Genomic DNA, 17,580 nt, shown 5'->3' on the forward strand with positions numbered 1-17,580 from the left:
ACAGGACACAACATGGATACAGGAAAGATTAATATGCTTCTCTCTGAGCTAGGAGAAGTGCTGAACCTTGAGCGCGTGACAGCGTATGACGATCAAATGTGGTCACTGCATTTTGCTGAAAACAACAGTGTCGATGTTCTGCTCGTAGAGGAAAAAGGCGAGTTATTGATTTCCAAAAACCTGCTTATAGAACAAGATGATATTACGCTAGATAAACTTCAAGTTTTACTTGAATACAACTTCTTGTATCGAGAAACAGGTGGTGTGCAGTTTTGTGTGAATCCAACACGCAAAGACGTTGTTCTTCAAGTTGCTATCGCGGCTGGAAGTGAACTCACCAACATTGCTAACTTAATCATTCAGTTGAATGAATTAGTTGATACTTGGGTAGAGTTATTTCAAAACAACACGGTTGTAGATTTTAGCCAAACAGACGTACACGCATTTATTCAAGTTTAAGGCATCACACATGGTCAATATTAATACATCGCACATGCACTCGTTGAGTCAGTTAACGTCACATTTGGCGACACAAAATCAAGCTGACGACAAAGAGGTTCGAGCACACAACGGTAAAGATATTTTTGTTAAAGAGGGCGCACCAAAAAATAAAAGTATCAGCGCGCGTATTAGCCACCAGAATAAAGCGAAAGATATTTTAGTGAACCTGCTTACTAAGCAGGGTATTCCTAAAGATGTTGCGAAGCTCATGCTGAAAAATGTGTTGAACGGTGAAAATAAGTTAACGCTTGGGAGCCTGAAAAATCTTGAGAGATTGTCGTCTGGCCCTAGCTCAAATTGGCCCACTGCACAAACGGCAGCCTCATCTTCCAAAACCAATAAAGCTTCATCGAGTGTCGCGCTTATCAACGAACATAAAGCCAACCTTCAAAAGCTTGGTGATTTTGCCTGTACGGACTTAAATACGTTCGGTGTTAAGGGGTCACAGTTTTATGAAACAAAAGGAAAGCCACGACTAAAAGAGCTTCACGCGGATCAAGCGCGAATCATGCAAGATCACAGAGCGACGATGTCCGCAAACGGAGTTCAAGCTGCAGCACAAAGAGGAACCGCACCGCAATTAAGCACTCTACAGAACATTGCTAAGGCAGTACAAACCGCGAAAGCCGGCTGCTGTACTACATTTGCTTTTGCTGCCGCCGCTGAGATGATTCAAGGCATGTCAGGAACACCTGAAAGTGAACCCAAAGTAGAAGTGGTTGCGTTTAAAAAGGGTCATTCAGGTACACACCTTTATGTACTGGTTGGTCGACAAGAGGGGAGCGACATAAAAGATCCATCAACGTGGAGTAAGGATGTGAAAATTGTTGACCCGTGGGCGACATCTGCATTCGGTGCACCAATGTTTGGAGATGCACAACGACCACCTGTTTCGAATATGTTCCCGCCAACAGAAGTCATTTTTGATAGCCATAAACTGGGTTAGTCACTCTGCAAAAGAAGTGAGCAAATACACCATGCTAAGCATCTAACCTTTATTGAAAGAGCAGCTCTGAGCTGCTCTTTTTTATTACTCTGGCAACTCGATTTTAGAGCGAGATTTCTGCGGAAAACCTCACAATGAAGGCGAAAAAGTGACAAAAATAAAGCCATTACCGACATCGTTCAATCTGCAATCGTTGTTCAATAGAGTTATTGAAACAAAAGGAAAAAGTTATGAACACGATTCAACAACTGCTCTTGGAGTTTTGCCAACTCAATGAGTTGCCCGAACTGAATTTTGAAGAAAATGAACGTTGTCAGCTACTGGTCGATGATCGCTACATGTTGTATTTCATTGCGACAGATACGGATGATTTGATGTTGTCTGTAACGTTCGGAGGGTTAGAAAAATCCGGTGAACAACGACTAAAAGGTTTAGAGCTTCTTGCTCATGCTAACTATCAAGGAATTGGTAGTGGCAACCTCGCACTTGCTTTAGCTCCAAATGGTCGACAGCTTGTCTTAGCAGGACGTAAACCCGTTGAGCATCTAAATACGACGAACCTTACCGCTTGGTTTCACGAAGTTATTGAACAGGCCGAGCTGTGGCAAGCGCGTTTCGCAATGTTGGATCAAGCGATTCCAACCACCTCTAATCATGAACAAGCTCATGTTCAATCACTTCGTGTGTAGGAGAGAAAAATGGTTAATACAACACAAAAAATCAGTCAAAGCCCAGTACCTGATCTAGAACAGTTTCGTGCAGTTGCTGCGCAAAAAGATGACCGAGTGATCAGTAAAAGAGGTGAAGTAAAAGAACCTTCCACATTCCACAAAGGTCATAAGTTTGCTTCTATTCACGAAGGCGTATTGAGAAGCAAATACACTAAGTTTTTCCAAGAAAACATCAAAACTCACCTTGATTTAAAGCAGGCGCTACTTAAGCAAGAAAAACCTGAGGTTGCGCTGTTGGCTTACTCCCTAGTGAGTCCTTCAGGCTATCGCGGTGAGCCACTTACTGAGCGTAAAATCTTAGAAGTTGTCAGCCTATTGGATGAAATAAAAGTGAGCAGCGATGCGTACCAGCAGCTTAAAAATACGTTTGATGCGATCAGCAAAGATCCGCGTATGCAGGTGAGTTTAGAAGCCCAGTATCCAGGAAAAATGGATGGCTTCGCTGCTGAACTGTTACAGATGGGCAAAGAAAAGCTAAAAGGTTCTGGTGTGAACGCCGTTATTAACTTGGCATTACCTGGTGTTGGCTTATTGATTTCTACAGGTCGAGAGCTGCACAAAGCGGCCGTAAATGGTGATGCTGAGGCTTACCATCATCAGTTAGAACAAATTTCACAGCTGCCAGGGCGAGATCAACGTCTTTCTATGCCGATGCAGCAAACCTTGGCTCAAGGTCATGCGATACTGTCGGCTGAAGGTGGCATTGGAGCTACGTTAGGTATGGCGACGGGGAGCCTGGGCACGTTCGGTGTTAGCTCTGTAGCAACGGTGGGCGTCACACCGATAGCAAAAGAGGCAATCGGTTCTGCGGCAACGACTGCTATCATGAGCGGCGGTGGCTTTGTGGCGAACCAAGCTGGGGCATACGGGTTAAATACGGAAGTAAAAGAGCAACTTATGCAAGGCGAAATGTCTGGTGTTTTACCTAGACTTGAAGTTTCCAATGCAAAAGGAGACTTTACCTTCAGTATGCAAGATCCGGCTTCTGTCCGCGCATTAATGGCGTACCTTGGCCCTAAGGAGAATACTGCAATGACTTCTCCTCAAGCGCCTAAAGAGGCACAAGAGATGGAAGCCGCTCGATTAACACTGAAAAAGATGTTGGGTTCAGAGCCAAGTGAGCACTTGGTTCCTGACGTAGACTCTATCTTGAAGCTAAGCCCAGAGGATGCACCAAGTAAAACCGAGTCTATTGCTAACGGGGCGTTTAAAAAACTGTTAGGAGAAGATTGGGATTGGCTCATGCCAGCTGTTCGAGCGATTGATAAAGGGGAAGCAAGTAAAATCAACGAAAAGCTCACCTACAAGCTCCCCCTAGATGCAGCAAACGGACGGGTTTATCTTGATAAATGCCCAAACCTGAGTGACGTCCAATTAGATGCGCTAGAAAAACTAGGCTCACCAAGTCAATTGCGATTGATGTACTTGGCAGAAGGCTGGGTGTAATTTCAAATGGTAAAGTAGGGAGTAGGTGCTGCTCCTTACTTTATCTACCGTCAGCGTTACTTTTTGGGGCTGGCTCATCTCCATTGAATTTAACTTTTCGACTGAAGAAACAAACACACAAGTGTCAACGTTATACCAACCCAACCAATGAAAGAAATTTCTTCCCCAACAATCGCAACTGCTAGTGCGGCTGCGATAACAGGTTCAAATAGCGTGAGTATGCTAGCTCCACTGGCTGTAACAAACCGTAGCCCAAACCCAAAAGCGACGTAACCTAACCCCATTGGAATCAAGGCCATGTAGAGCATGACCGTCGTATTAGTTGATGATGCAAATAGATTATCGCCCGTGATGAAAAGTGTTGGTAGAAGCAAAACTCCACCAATACCAAAAACACTTCCCATGGCCGTTTGCGATTCAATGCCGTGGTCAATCATAGCCTTTACTCCCCATGAGTAAATGGCGTACGTCAGACCTGCCAATAGGCCAAGTAATACACCCCAATGCTTCATATCCTGATCAAATAAGCTATTTGCGGATGACTCAGAAGCCAGCAACAAGGTAATGCCAATGACCCCGATTGCGAAACTCATCATCCAGCGCTTGGTTATGGTCTGATTTCGGCTAAAGAGACACTCTAACAAAGCAGAAAAGAAAGGTGCAGTGGAGATAGAAACAACCGTACCAATAGCCACACCGGCGAATCGCATTGATGAATAAAAAGCCAGTGGGTAGGTGGCTAAGGCGATAATACTAACCAGTAACGTTTTCTTCTTATGTACGACTTTTCGAAAATCTCTCTTCAGTGACTTCGCAGACAGACATGCTTGCATAAATCCACCAATACCCATAGAAAATGCGCCAATGGCGAGAGCACTGACATCCGGTGCCAAGCTGGCAGCGGTGCCCGTCGTCCCCCACAGGGTTGAAGCAAAAAGTATGGATAAAGTTCCTAATTGATAGTCGGTGAAATGTTTTTTTAACACTGTAATTTCTACCTAGTGAATGGCTGTTTTAGGGTAGAAAGAATAAAAGAAAGCGATAGAGATTTTTGTGCTGAAAAGACGGAATACTTGTTCCAGAGGACTATTTTAGTGACTACCGAGAAAACTCTCTAGGAGACATGCCAAAATGCATTGAAAACCGTCGACTAAACGCGGAAAGGTCACTATAGCCAACTCGTTCAGCTATCAACTGAACTGGAAGGTCTGTATGAGTCAGTAGTGCTTTGGCTTTTTCCATACGTTGTAATGTAATGTATTTATGAACGCTCACTTTTAGCTGCTCTTTAAAAAGCTTTTTAAACTGCGTCGGACTCAAGCAAGCGGCATTCGCTAATGAGGCAATGGTGAGTGGCTGATCAAGCTGCTCGGCGATCAAAACCTGTACATCTCGAATACGCGAATCTATGGAGCGAGACCGCTTTTGCTGCTCCAGCAACAGATAGAAGGTTGCAACCATTGAGTTTTCAATTTCATCATTAACCTGATACTCAAGCTGTTTTTCGACAAACTGGATAAAGCTCAGTAGAGGTGGGCCAATCGAAAACACAGCCACACTACTATCCATCAAATGAGTGGGCAAAGTGGTCATATCCGCAACAATAAAGCGTGATGACTCTTCGGCATTAAAACCGTGAGCACAACTTTTGGGGATGACTATGCAGTCGCCAACCGCCACCTTTCCGACATAACTATCCATATCAATATGTATGTTGCCCTGGAGAGGAAGCACCAGTTGATGATAATCACTATGAGTATGTCGGCTCATACGTTTCGTGTAGGAGCGAATGCTTAAGCTAGATTTCATAAAAACAACATACAGTTAAAGGATACCGCATTATAGCGTTGAAAGTATCGAGGTTGAAAGCTGGGCAGTTGTAAGCCCAGATCTTGAATGGGATGTGGTTTGTTAGTCTGCCTCGGACTCTAACGAAGCCAACCAACGAAGCACTTCCGCAGTTGCCTCAATAAGATCGCTTGGGATGTACTGGTCGACGTTACCGTCGGCGTATAGTGCACGAGCAAGAGGGACTTTTTGCATCACAGGCACGCCTTCCTCTTTAGCGATTGCGACCATACGTTTGGCTACCGCATCGGTTTCCATCAAAGTGATGACGGGCAGGGGCGTTTCGCCTTTCTTGTAATAAAGGCCAACCGCGATATGTGTTGGGTTTGTAACTAATACATTAGAACGTTTAACGTTTTCGCGTTGATTGGAGGCTTGTAGCTCTTGGTGCAACTGACGACGTTTGCTTTTTATTTCTGGACTGCCTTCCATCTCTTTGTATTCGCGCTTCACTTCGTCCTTGCTCATTTTGAGCTTTTTCGTGTGATCAAACTTCTGGTACGCAAAATCTGCTGCAGCGATGACGATGAAGCCTACCGAAGAGATAATCATTAATTGTTTAATCATGACGCCAGTAATGGTCGGGACACATTCTAGCCCACAAGTTGGAATTTGCATTAAAGCGTTGATGTTACCGCGTAATGTCACCCAGATAATGCAGGAAAGAAGAGAGACTTTAAGGATCGACTTGATAAACTCAATCACACTCTTGAGGGAAAAAATGCGTTTGGCCCCTTCGACGGGATTGATCTTTTTGATGTCGGGTTTAACGGATTCACCACTAAATAGGAACCCGAACTGCCCCATATTGGAAAAGATGGCGACGAGTGCAGCAACCAGAATAATCGGAGCGAGTAGATAGGCAATTTCTTTTGCGATGGCGATAGCGACATCGACTAGCGCATCTTGGAAACCCTGATAAGCAAGCTTACTTGGTAGGAGAATAAGCGCTGAGATGTGCGACATGTAATAATCGGCGAACGCAAACAGTACAATTATGAGCGCCAAAATTAATGCAGACGATACGATTTCTTGGCTTTTGGCAACCTGACCTTTCTGCCGAGCATCGCGTAACTTTTTTGCGGTGGGTTGCTCTGTTTTTTCTGCACTCATAAAGAATCCTAAGCGTTATTGCCAAATGGTATTGAGTTGTTCTGCGAATCGGGTAATGCCGTAAAACTGTACTTCAAAGTGATCCATCATAATTCCGAGATACACGATCAGTAAAACACTCGCGATGGCACTTTTTATTGGCATGGCAAGGAAAAAAACATTCAATTGCGGTGCAAAACGACTGATAAGCGCCAGACCAAACTCAGCAAGAAACATTGCCAACACTAGTGGAGCGGACATCAACACACCAAGCCACATAAGCTGTTCAAATTGCGCGTAGAAGAAGCTCACCCATGCGTCGCTAACGGTTGGGAAAAAGTCCACGATCGGCCAAGATGTATAGCTTTTGAATAACGCATAGATAAAAGTGACAAAGCCCCCGCCAGAGAAGAACAGGGTAATCAACGTTTGGGTCAGTAATACCGCTGTTGGTGTGGATTGTGAGCCTAGCGTTGGGTTAAACATACTTGCCATGGCAGCCCCACGTTGGTTGTCGACCAGAAAACCGGCCGCTTCTATCGCCCAAAAAGGGATAGCAGCAACAAACCCTATCAATAGCCCAATTAATACCTCCTTACCCAAAATCATTATCAGCCAAATGCCGTCGGTTTCTGTGGGCAAGCTTTGCTGATTAATCATCGGAAATATAAACAGCGCGAGTGAGCAAAGCACACCATTTCTCACCATGGTGCCGCCTAGCATTTGCTTGCTCAAAATAGGCAAAAAGATGAAGCACGCCATTAACCGAGGTAACGTCAGGCTGTACAAAAATAAAGTCTGGTGTAAGTCGTGATAACTCATCGTATTTGAGGAATTTTATCCATAGCAAGCGAGGCGAAGGCGTGGAGCTCTGCCCCTAGCCATTGCGTTGTGACGAACAGCGTAATAATGACCGCGATAAGCTTGACCACAAAGCCTAACGTTTGTTCTTGGACCTGAGTTAACGCCTGAATAAGCGACACCAATGTACCAACCAATGCTGCGACTAAAATCGGCGGTAATGACAAGTACAACACTAGGGTTAATGCTTGAGTCGTGAAATGAATGATTTCAGCAGAATGCATACTTTCTCCGTGATTAACCGTAACTCAACACTAAGCCGTGGGTGAGCTTTGTCCAGCCGTCAAGCAAGACAAAAAGCAACAATTTGAAGGGGAGGGAAATCGTCATTGGCGATACCATCATCATCCCCATCGCGAGTAGGATATTCGACACAATTAGGTCAATAGCGATGAACGGTAAGTACAACAGAAAGCCAATTTCAAAAGCGCGAGTAAGCTCGCTGACGGTAAATGCGGGCAGTAAGAGCAATAAACTGTCCGACTCTAAACGGTCTACGTACTTCTGTGGCCACAATGTGCGTGCAGCATCAGTGAAGAATATGGCTTCGGTTTCCCGAATATGCTTTTTCAAAAATTCTCGATAAGGCTGTAAACCGCTTTCAATGAGGCCTTCTACACTTGCAGAATCTTCAAGGGAGATATCATGCTGCTTTACGTAGTCGTAGGTTTCAAACCCGACGGGAGCCATGATGAAAATTGACAGAATGATGGCCAATCCGTAAAGCGCCATATTCGGCGGAATTTGCTGTACACCGAGAGCGTTACGCAGCAGTGAGAATACAACGGCGAGTTTCACAAATGACGTCGCCATCATGGCGATAAATGGGATCAGTGCCAGCAGTGCTAAGCTGACAATGAGATTGAGCTCGTCGGGTAATTGGATCATGCTGGCTCCTGCGTGCCACCGAACAGCTCCACTACGCGCACACCTAAATGTTCGTTAACATTAACCAGTTCACACTCACCAATGATTTTGCCGTTGGCACGCAATGTTACCGGCTTAGATACAGGCTGGTTTAGCTCGAATACGTACCCTGGCTGAAGCTGGTTAAGCTGCTCTAGCGTGATGGTTTGATGGCCGATATCAAACGTGAGTTCCACAGGCAGTTGCTGGTGGTCGGTTAACATTTCTGAAGTGTTTACGTCATTCATATTGGTTTCTTTTTCAATAATGTGAAGAGTTTGGTCATCTAGCTGGCAGCGCCAGAGATTCTGGTTAGATACTTGAAAAATGGCTTGTTGCTTGGCGATGTAACCATCGTCAAAAAAGATGACATCTCCCAGCTCGAGCGAATTAAATTCGCTTAACGTCAAATGGGTCCTTCCAAGACTTAACCACACAGGTAAAGCGAGGTGTCGAGCTTGTAGAGCAGCGCTGTTTGGTAGCGCATCCAACAACACGTCTGATCCTTCGCTAACCCACAAACAAAGAGAGCCGTTAGGCTTATTGAGGGTTAACATTAAAGTATGCTCTTGGGCCTGGCTCGCCTCTAACGGCTGTAGTTGACTAAGAATGGGTAACTGACCAAATAGCGCTTTGATTGCCTCACTATGCGGTTCTATCTGTGAGCTCAAAAGTGCTAACTGGAGGGAGTTAGGCAGGGACTCAAACGCAGTAGCATTTAAGGTCGATTTCAGCCAATGTTGGAGCTGCGCACGAGAAAAGTCTACTTGTAGGGTTTGCCCTCCAATCAACGTGGTTAAACGGAACCCTTCAAATGAAGGGATTTGAGCAACAGTAATCGATACGCTCTGACCATCAGTCCCTTGGAAGTGGCACTGTTTTGCACAAAGTTGATTGCTGAGCGCGATACTTTCTGCATCCACTTTGGGTATTATTAACGGCGTCATAGGTCATTCTCCGCTTGCCATTCTTCATACACGCTGCGTTGTTGGCGTGAGTGTTGTTGTTCATGTTGTTGTTGATCGAGCTGTTGAGTTTGTTCGCTGATCGCTAAGCGAAGTGGCTGCTCACCGCCGAATCGGTTTAGCCGTTCAGCAAGATCTTGTCTAGCTTGCTGGCTAATAATGGAAAGGGCATGCTCTTGTCGAATCGTCACGCTATACCCTTGAGCGTCCAACTTTATGTGGATTTCACCACCTTTTAATTGCCCTTCACTTAGAAACAGCCGAACCTCTTTGTTGTCCGATGCGGTTGGTAGAGCAACATAGATTTTGTCCACCAATTGCTGGAGTAATTGGTTTACGTCTCGCGTTGGGCTTGGTTGAGCCTGCGAAGCAACACTTTTTAGGATGACATCGCCTTGTGTTACCGCACTTGCAAAGGGTTGAGAAGGCACTTTTTCTTCATCCGTTTTAACGGCGACTAGTGCGCTTTTCGTCACGATTTTTTCAAGAGGCTTGGTTTCAGGCAGGCCACCAGTTTGGTCTGGTCGTTTGCCTGTATTCTGTAGCGGCGGAGTTGCACGCTTATTGTGCGTTTTTTCAGTTTGCTTTTTCGTTAAGCCAACAATGTTAATCCCATATTGAGCGAGCTCTGTCTCTGTCGCACTTTGGGGAAGCAAGCCAGATTCAAGCGTAGAGAGACAATCCGGCGAGGTATGTTTATCCATCGGCGTCGGTTTATCATCTTTCAAATGAGCTTGAGCTTGAAAGTGAGGATCAACACGCTCGGTAGAAGGGGAGCTTAGAACTGTGTCGCCATCGCTTTTTCCATCATTTTTAAGCAATTTATTGTTTTCGCTAATTATTTCTTCGCTATTTGCTGCGTCGTCTTGCGGTTTCTCTATATCTCTCTTAGTGACGACGTCACTTTTACCTTTTAAAGTGGAGGTGTTTTTGTCAGCGTTGGCTTCTTGGTTCGATAGGTTAGGTTTCTTATCTAGACCTTGAGATGTCTTATGCCTTAGCGGTATGTCTTCTTCGCCAGTATGATTTTTTTGGGGATTCCCAACGATAGACTCCTTTCCCTTGCTAGGCTTCTTCGTCATTGCATGCTCGAATTGTGATTGAAGCTCGGCCTCCTTCTCGAGAGGCGCTTGTTCTGGCGTTGATTTGTGCAGCGTATTCGATGTTTCAGTTGTTGGGGTAATGCGCATAGTGAACCTTTAGATAATGTCGACAGTGCGAAACTCTTCCTGTTCGAGTTCTTCTTGGTATTGCCTTTCTCGCGATTTTTCCGTGACTTCTTGTTGCTGCAACTGAACGAATTTTTCTTTGGTTTTATGGGCTTGTCGCGCCTCTTTTTGCTTTTCTTTAAGTGCCGAGCGTTCGATTTCAAGCGCTTTTTTTGACTCGGCCACACGTTGTTTAAGTTCGGCTTCTCTCTCTCTTAACAACGCGATTTCTTGTCTTAATGTTTCCAGCTCTTTGAGAACGAGCGTTTGTTGTTTTGCTTTAGCAAAACGTCGCTCTTCTTCTTCCTGGCGCCAAACGTGATAGTCCGCGACAGAACGTTCGGCCTTTTGAACCTGTGCTGCGGCGTTTGACACTCGGTATTCTTGACGCTTGACGGCTTTATCCGCACGGTCAGCGCGAATTTTTTTGATTTCTAATAAACGTTCTATCATTGTTTCGCCATCCCTTTAAGTTGAGCGATAGCGCCATCAAGATCGCTTGGTTCATGAGTGCCTTGGCGTAAAAAGGCGCGTATATCATCACTTTGTGCAATGGCCATATCTGCTAGGCTATCTGCGCCATGTTGGTATTCGCCAATTTTGATTAGCAGCTCAACTTCTTCATACTTAGCTAACATTTCGCGAATATGAGCAGCAGACGCCTGATGATCGGGTTCAACGATTTGATTCATCACTCGGCTTGCTGACCGAAGTACATCAATGGCGGGGTAATGGTTCATTGCCGCAAGTTTGCGCGAGAGAATGATGTGCCCATCTAAAATGGAGCGAGTTTCATCCGCGACAGGCTCTGTCATGTCGTCACCTTCCACCAACACGGTGTACAGTGATGTAATTGATCCTTTGTCTGATTGTCCAGCTCGTTCCATCAGCTTTGGCAAAGCGGCAAAAACGGAAGGCGGATAGCCACGTCGTGTTGGTGGCTCGCCTGCGGCTAGTCCAATCTCCCTCTGTGCGCGGGCGAAACGCGTTACAGAATCCATCAGCAGTAGCACGCGTTTACCTTGGTCACGAAAATATTCTGCGATAGAAGTGGCAACAAAAGCGGCTTTGGCGCGCTCCATTGCTGGGCGATCAGAGGTAGCGACCACTAAAACCGATTTGGCCATTCCTTCTTCGCCTAGGTCATGCTCAATAAACTCGCGCACTTCGCGTCCGCGTTCACCAATTAAGGCGAGAACGGTCACGTCAACTTCTGCGGAGCGAATCAGTTTTGCCAGTAGGGTACTTTTACCCCCGCCAGCCGCTGCAAAAATACCCATGCGCTGACCTTCACCACAGGTCAGTAGCCCATCAATGGATCGAACGCCAAGAGAGATTGGCTTTTCAATCAGTTTACGTTGCATTGGTGGTGGCGCATCGCGATAAACAGGATACCAAGCACTTGGTTCCTGACTTTGCGTGCCATCGAAAGGACGCCCAAGCCCGTCAAGCGTTGTACCTAACAGGTGGTCGCCAACACCCACTTCGTGCATTTTACCCATTGGGCTTACTTCTGTATTTGAGGAAATCCCAAACATATTTCCTAACGGGGTGAGCAAAGCGTGATGCTGCTGGAAGCCAACCACTTCCGCTAACAAAGACAGAGTTTGATCGGGATTACGCAACTCACACAGTTCACCTACACGAACGCCAGGGACGACAGCTTTGATAATGGTGCCGGTGACTTGTGTAACGCGCCCGCGAATTTGGATCAAACGCGTGTGTTTAATCGCAGATTGTTGGATATCAGTGATGTATGAGAAATCGTTCAAGGTAAAAAATATGCGCAATGATTGATGCTGAGAGGATAGAAAGTATAAGAATCAATTTATAGTGAATATCAGTCGGGAGTTTTTAGAAAACTGAAAGTGCACTAAAAAAACACGTCTGATTTTGACAGCTTCAACAAAGCGCACTTCCTATAATTCGCCTGTATTGTGCGGAAGGAGTGCAAGTGAATGAGTATTATCAACAATCATATCGCAACAAATCCAAAGTTTGATGCGTCTATCCAAAACGGGTTGGAATCGTCTCTCCCCGACGTTTCACAAAAAGGCAATTATCGCGGTGAAACCGTCCGTGTTCACAATGCCACACAATCACTTTTTGATGCGATGGAAGAACTCACTTCACTCGGTTCCGAAAAAGCAGAGAAAGATCTGACCAAGCGCAAAGTGAAAGACAGTGGTGTTCGAGTTAATGAAGCACATGAACTCGTTTCGGACTATTTAAGAAAAGTCCCTGATCTTGAAAAGAATCAAAAGATCAAAGATTTGGCTACAAAAATGGCGGGAGGAAATATCTCGACCATCGCGCAATTACAAGCCTACTTGAATGGGTTTTCCGAGGAGAAAAGCCATCAATACCTCGCGCTAAAAGCCGTTAAAAAGTTTTTGAGTGCGAGTCCAGAAAGTAAACACCTACTAGCGCTGATTGACCAAGCACTTCTAAGAATCGAGCAAAACCCAGATACATGGTCTCAAATTGATACGGAAATCCGTGTCTCAAATTTTGCTGATGAATACAGCCAAGAGCAAGAGTTTAGCTCTTTGCATCAGCTGCGCGGCTTCTACCGCGATACCGTTCATAGTTATCAAGGGCTCGGCGCGGCTTATCAAGATGTTGTGGCGCGCTTTGGTGAGCAGGAGGTATCGACCGCTGTTGACTTTATGCTGCAAGGCATGAGTGCAGATCTTAGTGTTCAAGGTAGCAGTATCGATTCGGTTAAGTTGCAGTGGTTGATGTCCGATATGCAAAAACTCAAAACTCTAAATACGTTGCAAGATCGTGTGAGTCAGCTGTTCCAAATGTTTAAACCGGAAAGGACGAATTATGGCTTATCAAGTTTCTAATTTGATGGCTGATGTGATTGCGTTGGTAGAGCAGCGATGGGTAAGCAGTGATGAGATATGGAAAGTCGCCAACGCAATGGAATTGACGGCGGTAGAACAAAAAATCGATTTTTTTCGAGAGTTCCATAAGTTAGTTCGCGCAATCCCAATTGACGTATTCGCCGATGAAGAACAACGACAGAATTTAATCCAAGCGGTACAAAAGGCGCTAGACGAAGCCATTGATATAGAAGAAGAGGAAGCGTGGGAAGATGAGTTGGATTGATGCATCCGTCGATGAATTTTGCCGAGGAATGGGGCTCGATGCCGTCGATTTCTCATCAGCTGGACGGGTGCAGCTGGATTTTGAGCAAAGTGGTACGCTGCATATTGAGCGACAGGGTGAGCAGTTATTCTTGATGTTGTCTCGAGCGTTATCTTGGCATCAAACCAGTGACATGATTCAAAGTGCACTGTGTTTGTGTCATGCCGATCAAGGCTGGCCTTTCGAAATTAAAACCGGCTTGTTAGATGAGCAAACTCTGGTTTTTTCAGCAAGGCTAAAAGGAGAAGAAGTAACACTTCCGACCTTAGAGCAAGCGTTTACGCTTTTGGCTCGTCTACATAACGATGTGGCAGGCTCATGACTCGAGTCAGCACTTTAAACGTAGGCATCGAAGCCTTTACGCATGTTTCTCATAGTGAAGTTAAGGCCGATTTCCCAGAGCGATTTCAATTGCTTCCTGATGGTCAGGCGGTCGCTACACATTTAGAGAAGCTCTATGACCTCCGGCCTTCAGACCAATATCTCATCGCGTTAACTAAGCCCAAGCTGCTGCACTCAGAGTTGTTGCGTCCAGAAAATTACCGTCAACAATTTGATGAAACGTTAGCTCAGCTGCAAGTTCTTGCACAGGATCCAGGCTCCGCTTCTTTTATCAAAGCATCTGAAACGCTACAAAGTACACAACTTGATCAGCGTTACCTCACTATGGCGCTCAATCTCCTTATCCAGGTCTAACCAACATGTTGAGATCCAAAGACATTGAACTCTTACTTGTTCACGCTGCGCTACAAGTTCAATACCAAAAGCCAGAGCATGCCATTTCTATTCTCGATGCGGTTCTAGAAATAGAACCGCAGCACAAAGAGGCGATGCAAACACTTGCTGTGGCGTGTTTACAAAGTGGTCGATATACCCGGGCGATTGAGGTGTGTGAGCACTTATTAAAATCCGACCTTCATCCTGACTCGGCAGGACTCTGGTTTTGTTTAAGCCAAGCGCGTTGGAAACAAAATGACGTCGATGGGGCACGCCAAGCGCACCGACGCTATCTGCAATCTTTAAATAGTGAATCACATGAATAAGTTGATCGATATTCTAAACAAAGTAGGGCAACGCAAAGACATCATGCTTGCGGTGATGTTACTCGCGATCGTCTTTATGATGATATTGCCACTTCCTACCGCACTGGTGGATGTACTGATTGGCACCAACATGAGCATTGCGGTGGTGCTGCTTATGTTAGCTATTTACATCACCACGCCACTTGAGTTCTCTGCATTTCCTGCGGTGCTATTGATCACGACATTGTTTCGTCTGTCTTTATCTATCACGACAACCCGCTTGATCTTGCTACAAGGCGATGCTGGTCAAATCGTTTATACATTCGGTAACTTCGTTGTGGGCGGTAACTTAGTGGTCGGTATCGTTGTGTTTCTGATCATTACCATTGTTCAGTTTATGGTGATCACTAAAGGCTCAGAAAGGGTAGCAGAAGTTAGTGCGCGATTCTCACTCGATGCGATGCCTGGTAAGCAGATGAGTATTGACGGTGACATGCGTGCCGGAGTAATTGACGTACACGAAGCTAGGCACCGACGATCACTGATTGAAAAAGAAAGCCAAATGTATGGCTCGATGGATGGCGCGATGAAGTTCGTTAAAGGCGACTCCATTGCGGGTCTGGTCATCATTGTGGTCAACATCTTAGGTGGCGTCACGATCGGGGTAACGCAAAAAGGCATGAGTGCTTCTGAAGCACTTGAATTGTTTGCGATTTTGACCGTTGGTGATGGTTTGGTATCGCAGATCCCGGCACTCTTTATCGCGATTACCGCCGGTATTATCGTGACGCGTGTTTCTCATGAAGACTCTTCTGATCTTGGATCGGATATTGGTGGGCAGGTGATTGCTCAGCCACGAGCACTTCTTATTGGTGGTGTGCTTTTGGTGCTGTTCGCACTCATCCCTGGGTTTCCAAAAATCACTTTTCTGGTCTTGGCCGCCGTGGTTGGTGGTGGTGGTTTCTTCCTTTTCTATCAACAGAAAAAACAAGCGGAATCAGATAGCACCGACTTATCAAGCTTTGTTTCGCAAGGGGCCGGTTCGCCAGCAGCGAAGCCAAGCAAACCTACGCCTTCTAGAAACAGTAAAGGTAAGTTAGGTGAGCAAGAAGAGTTCGCCATGACGGTCCCGCTGTTGATTGATCTTGACGCGAGCCTTCAGGAAAGCTTGGAAGCGGTCGCATTAAATGAAGAGCTAGCAAGGGTGAGGCGCGCACTATATCTCGACCTCGGCGTGCCTTTCCCGGGTATCCACCTGCGTTTTAACGAGGGGATGCAAAATGGCGAATATTTAATTCAGTTACAAGAAGTTCCGGTTGCACGAGGACGAATTGTAAAAGACCAACTCTTGGTGACAGAAGGGAATGAGCAGATCGACTTATTAGGCGTGCCTTATGAGCAAGATGAAGATTTTCTACCCGGTATTTCTAGCATTTGGGTGGCACAGAGTTATGAGCAAAAACTCGTAGCCAGTCATGTCGGTTTTCTCACACCCGACAGGATTTTAACGTACCACTTGTCTCATGTTCTCAAGGAGTACGCACAAGACTTTATTGGTATTCAGGAGACGCGTTATCTGTTGGAGCAGATGGAAGGCAGTTATTCGGAGCTAGTCAAAGAGGCCCAGCGTATTGTTCCGTTGCAAAAAATGACGGAAATCTTGCAACGCTTGGTTTCTGAAGACATTTCTATCCGAAACCTTCGCGTGATCTTGGAAGCGATGGTTGAGTGGGGCCAAAAAGAGAAAGATGTTGTACAGCTGACGGAGTACATTCGTTCCAGCTTAAAACGTTACATTTGCTACAAATACGCGAGCGGACAAAACATGTTGCCCGCTTACTTATTGGATCAAAATCTCGAAGACACAATACGCAGCGGTATTCGTCAAACCTCAGCAGGGAGTTACTTGGCGTTAGACCCGTCAGTAACGCAACAATTTGTCAGTGATGTGAAACAGACCATTGGTGACTTAAGCCGCATGCCGAATAAACCTGTGCTAGTTGTGTCTATGGATGTACGCCGATATGTGCGAAAGCTTATTGAATCGGAATACTACGATCTGCCCGTTTTGTCATTTCAAGAACTAACCCAGCAAATCAATATTCAGCCACTTGGAAGGGTGGGGATGTAATGAAAACAAAACTAATACTCTCGCTGGCGCAAGCGGGGATCGAAGTGACGCCATACTTTTGGCAACAAAGTGAAATTCAACTTGGTTATCGAATTGAAGTTGAAGGCTTAGAGCTCGTTTTTCGGGTGGAGGACGGTGAAATCATCATCGTTCTTCTGAAACGCGTTCGTCCAAAATTGGGGTTGAGTAACCCCTTTGCCGGCTTATTTCTCTTGGCTGAACATGCCATTCAACTTTATCCCTCCGATTGGGTCATTCGCGGCAACGTCGATGTGTTACGTGGTAGCAACATGAGCAGCCAGCGATTGGCACAGTTCTATCTAAAAGCATGCGGTGCAAGCCATGATGAGCTAGAAGACTGGTACTGTTTACGCCTAGCAGATTATAGACCTTTGAAAAAGTTGAAAAAGTAAAAACTCACGACTGTTACTGACAGCACCGATGAGATGACCCACTTTAAGATAGGAATCAAGATGAAGCAACCGTTTACCGATGCGATTGAGAACGCTGAGCTTGCCATTAGAAAAGCTGAAGACAGAACCGATATTTTTAATGAGCTATTGGAAGGCTTAGGTGTTGGTCCTGTTGCGGGGGATGTATTACTTGGCGGCATAAAAGCGCCAGTAGATACCATGAAACGTGCAGAGCAAGAGCTAATAGACGAAGTCCAGCGCCGCCGGCAACAACAAACTCAGCTACAAGGTACGTCAGGTAAACGCAGAAAGCGTCCCACAGTGATGCGCGGCATGATGATTTAGAGGTTTGGA

The 17,580-nt window shown here is 45.6% G+C and carries 22 protein-coding genes; 12 read left to right on the forward strand and 10 right to left on the reverse strand.

The annotated features are described in order from the left end of the window. The first annotated feature begins 12 nt into the window (after positions 1-12). The 4 genes from R7Q47_RS10530 (at position 13) to R7Q47_RS10545 (ending at position 3,624) form a co-directional block, all read left to right on the forward strand. Entirely contained in the window at positions 13-459 is a 447-nt protein-coding gene (locus tag R7Q47_RS10530; protein ID WP_248486637.1) for a type III secretion system chaperone, read from the forward strand. Positions 460-469: 10 nt separating this feature from the next. Beyond that, the gene (vopR, locus tag R7Q47_RS10535) at positions 470-1,447 is read left to right on the forward strand and encodes a type III secretion system effector VopR (RefSeq protein WP_248486635.1); all 978 of its coding nucleotides are present in this window, start codon (positions 470-472) and stop codon (positions 1,445-1,447) included. A gap of 230 nt (positions 1,448-1,677) precedes the next feature. After that, entirely contained in the window at positions 1,678-2,136 is a 459-nt protein-coding gene (locus tag R7Q47_RS10540; RefSeq protein WP_005377211.1) for a CesT family type III secretion system chaperone, read from the forward strand. A gap of 9 nt (positions 2,137-2,145) precedes the next feature. After that, positions 2,146-3,624 (forward strand): CesT family type III secretion system chaperone, encoded by a 1,479-nt coding sequence (locus R7Q47_RS10545; RefSeq protein ID WP_158173932.1) that lies wholly within the window; start codon positions 2,146-2,148, stop codon positions 3,622-3,624. An 89-nt stretch (positions 3,625-3,713) separates the two neighbouring features. On the opposite strand, the gene R7Q47_RS10550 is transcribed toward R7Q47_RS10545, so the two are convergent. The 10 genes from R7Q47_RS10550 to vscN all read right to left on the reverse strand — a co-directional run bounded on the left by R7Q47_RS10550 (position 3,714) and on the right by vscN (position 12,276). Beyond that, complete coding sequence (locus tag R7Q47_RS10550) at positions 3,714-4,616, reverse strand: DMT family transporter (protein ID WP_373920823.1); 903 nt, start codon at positions 4,614-4,616, stop codon at positions 3,714-3,716. Between the two features lie 106 nt (positions 4,617-4,722). Continuing rightward, positions 4,723-5,433, reverse strand: coding sequence for a helix-turn-helix domain-containing protein (locus R7Q47_RS10555; RefSeq protein WP_154204542.1), 711 nt, complete (start codon positions 5,431-5,433; stop codon positions 4,723-4,725). Positions 5,434-5,535: 102 nt separating this feature from the next. Beyond that, complete coding sequence (vscU, locus tag R7Q47_RS10560) at positions 5,536-6,585, reverse strand: SctU family type III secretion system export apparatus subunit VscU (protein WP_005387129.1); 1,050 nt, start codon at positions 6,583-6,585, stop codon at positions 5,536-5,538. A gap of 15 nt (positions 6,586-6,600) precedes the next feature. Further along, the gene (gene sctT, locus R7Q47_RS10565; RefSeq protein WP_318088964.1) at positions 6,601-7,386 is read right to left on the reverse strand and encodes a type III secretion system export apparatus subunit SctT; all 786 of its coding nucleotides are present in this window, start codon (positions 7,384-7,386) and stop codon (positions 6,601-6,603) included. Next, entirely contained in the window at positions 7,383-7,649 is a 267-nt protein-coding gene (gene vscS / locus R7Q47_RS10570) for a SctS family type III secretion system export apparatus subunit VscS (protein WP_005377227.1), read from the reverse strand. Before vscS ends, sctT begins: the two co-directional genes overlap by 4 nt. A 13-nt stretch (positions 7,650-7,662) precedes the next feature. Further along, entirely contained in the window at positions 7,663-8,313 is a 651-nt protein-coding gene (gene vscR / locus R7Q47_RS10575; protein ID WP_005377232.1) for a SctR family type III secretion system export apparatus subunit VscR, read from the reverse strand. Beyond that, positions 8,310-9,278, reverse strand: coding sequence for a SctQ family type III secretion system cytoplasmic ring protein VscQ (vscQ, locus tag R7Q47_RS10580; protein WP_193579112.1), 969 nt, complete (start codon positions 9,276-9,278; stop codon positions 8,310-8,312). The genes vscR and vscQ overlap by 4 nt, the downstream gene beginning before the upstream one ends. Beyond that, a complete protein-coding gene (locus R7Q47_RS10585; RefSeq protein WP_238844307.1) occupies positions 9,275-10,486 on the reverse strand; it encodes a type III secretion system needle length determinant in 1,212 nt (403 codons plus the stop codon). The genes vscQ and R7Q47_RS10585 overlap by 4 nt, the downstream gene beginning before the upstream one ends. Before the next feature lie 9 nt (positions 10,487-10,495). After that, on the reverse strand, positions 10,496-10,957 hold the full coding sequence (locus R7Q47_RS10590) for a type III secretion protein (protein WP_239932555.1): 462 nt from the start codon (positions 10,955-10,957) through the stop codon (positions 10,496-10,498). Continuing rightward, entirely contained in the window at positions 10,954-12,276 is a 1,323-nt protein-coding gene (gene vscN, locus R7Q47_RS10595) for a SctN family type III secretion system ATPase VscN (protein WP_137282053.1), read from the reverse strand. The genes R7Q47_RS10590 and vscN overlap by 4 nt, the downstream gene beginning before the upstream one ends. Positions 12,277-12,462: 186 nt before the next feature. Between vscN and sctW the strand changes: the two genes are divergently transcribed. Genes sctW through R7Q47_RS10635 form a run of 8 tightly spaced genes read left to right on the forward strand, consistent with a single transcriptional unit; the run spans position 12,463 to position 17,571 of the window. After that, the gene (gene sctW / locus R7Q47_RS10600) at positions 12,463-13,356 is read left to right on the forward strand and encodes a type III secretion system gatekeeper subunit SctW (RefSeq protein WP_130546115.1); all 894 of its coding nucleotides are present in this window, start codon (positions 12,463-12,465) and stop codon (positions 13,354-13,356) included. Next, on the forward strand, positions 13,337-13,621 hold the full coding sequence (locus R7Q47_RS10605; RefSeq protein WP_005377239.1) for a TyeA family type III secretion system gatekeeper subunit: 285 nt from the start codon (positions 13,337-13,339) through the stop codon (positions 13,619-13,621). Before sctW ends, R7Q47_RS10605 begins: the two co-directional genes overlap by 20 nt. Then, the gene (sycN, locus tag R7Q47_RS10610; RefSeq protein ID WP_005388159.1) at positions 13,608-13,982 is read left to right on the forward strand and encodes a type III secretion chaperone SycN; all 375 of its coding nucleotides are present in this window, start codon (positions 13,608-13,610) and stop codon (positions 13,980-13,982) included. The genes R7Q47_RS10605 and sycN overlap by 14 nt, the downstream gene beginning before the upstream one ends. Continuing rightward, positions 13,979-14,356 carry a type III secretion system protein VscX gene (gene vscX / locus R7Q47_RS10615; RefSeq protein ID WP_318088965.1) on the forward strand — a complete coding sequence of 126 codons (378 nt, stop codon included), beginning with the start codon at positions 13,979-13,981 and terminating at the stop codon, positions 14,354-14,356. Before sycN ends, vscX begins: the two co-directional genes overlap by 4 nt. Before the next feature lie 5 nt (positions 14,357-14,361). Beyond that, a complete protein-coding gene (gene vscY / locus R7Q47_RS10620) occupies positions 14,362-14,703 on the forward strand; it encodes a type III secretion system chaperone VscY (protein WP_005377248.1) in 342 nt (113 codons plus the stop codon). Beyond that, a complete protein-coding gene (gene vcrD / locus R7Q47_RS10625) occupies positions 14,687-16,813 on the forward strand; it encodes a SctV family type III secretion system export apparatus subunit VcrD (RefSeq protein WP_086013006.1) in 2,127 nt (708 codons plus the stop codon). The genes vscY and vcrD overlap by 17 nt, the downstream gene beginning before the upstream one ends. After that, complete coding sequence (locus R7Q47_RS10630) at positions 16,813-17,226, forward strand: LcrR family type III secretion system chaperone (RefSeq protein ID WP_005377252.1); 414 nt, start codon at positions 16,813-16,815, stop codon at positions 17,224-17,226. The genes vcrD and R7Q47_RS10630 overlap by 1 nt, the downstream gene beginning before the upstream one ends. Positions 17,227-17,286: 60 nt before the next feature. Further along, positions 17,287-17,571 (forward strand): LcrG family type III secretion system chaperone, encoded by a 285-nt coding sequence (locus tag R7Q47_RS10635; RefSeq protein ID WP_005377254.1) that lies wholly within the window; start codon positions 17,287-17,289, stop codon positions 17,569-17,571. Positions 17,572-17,580 lie beyond the last annotated feature (9 nt).

This window comes from Vibrio sp. Vb0349, assembly GCF_033338975.1.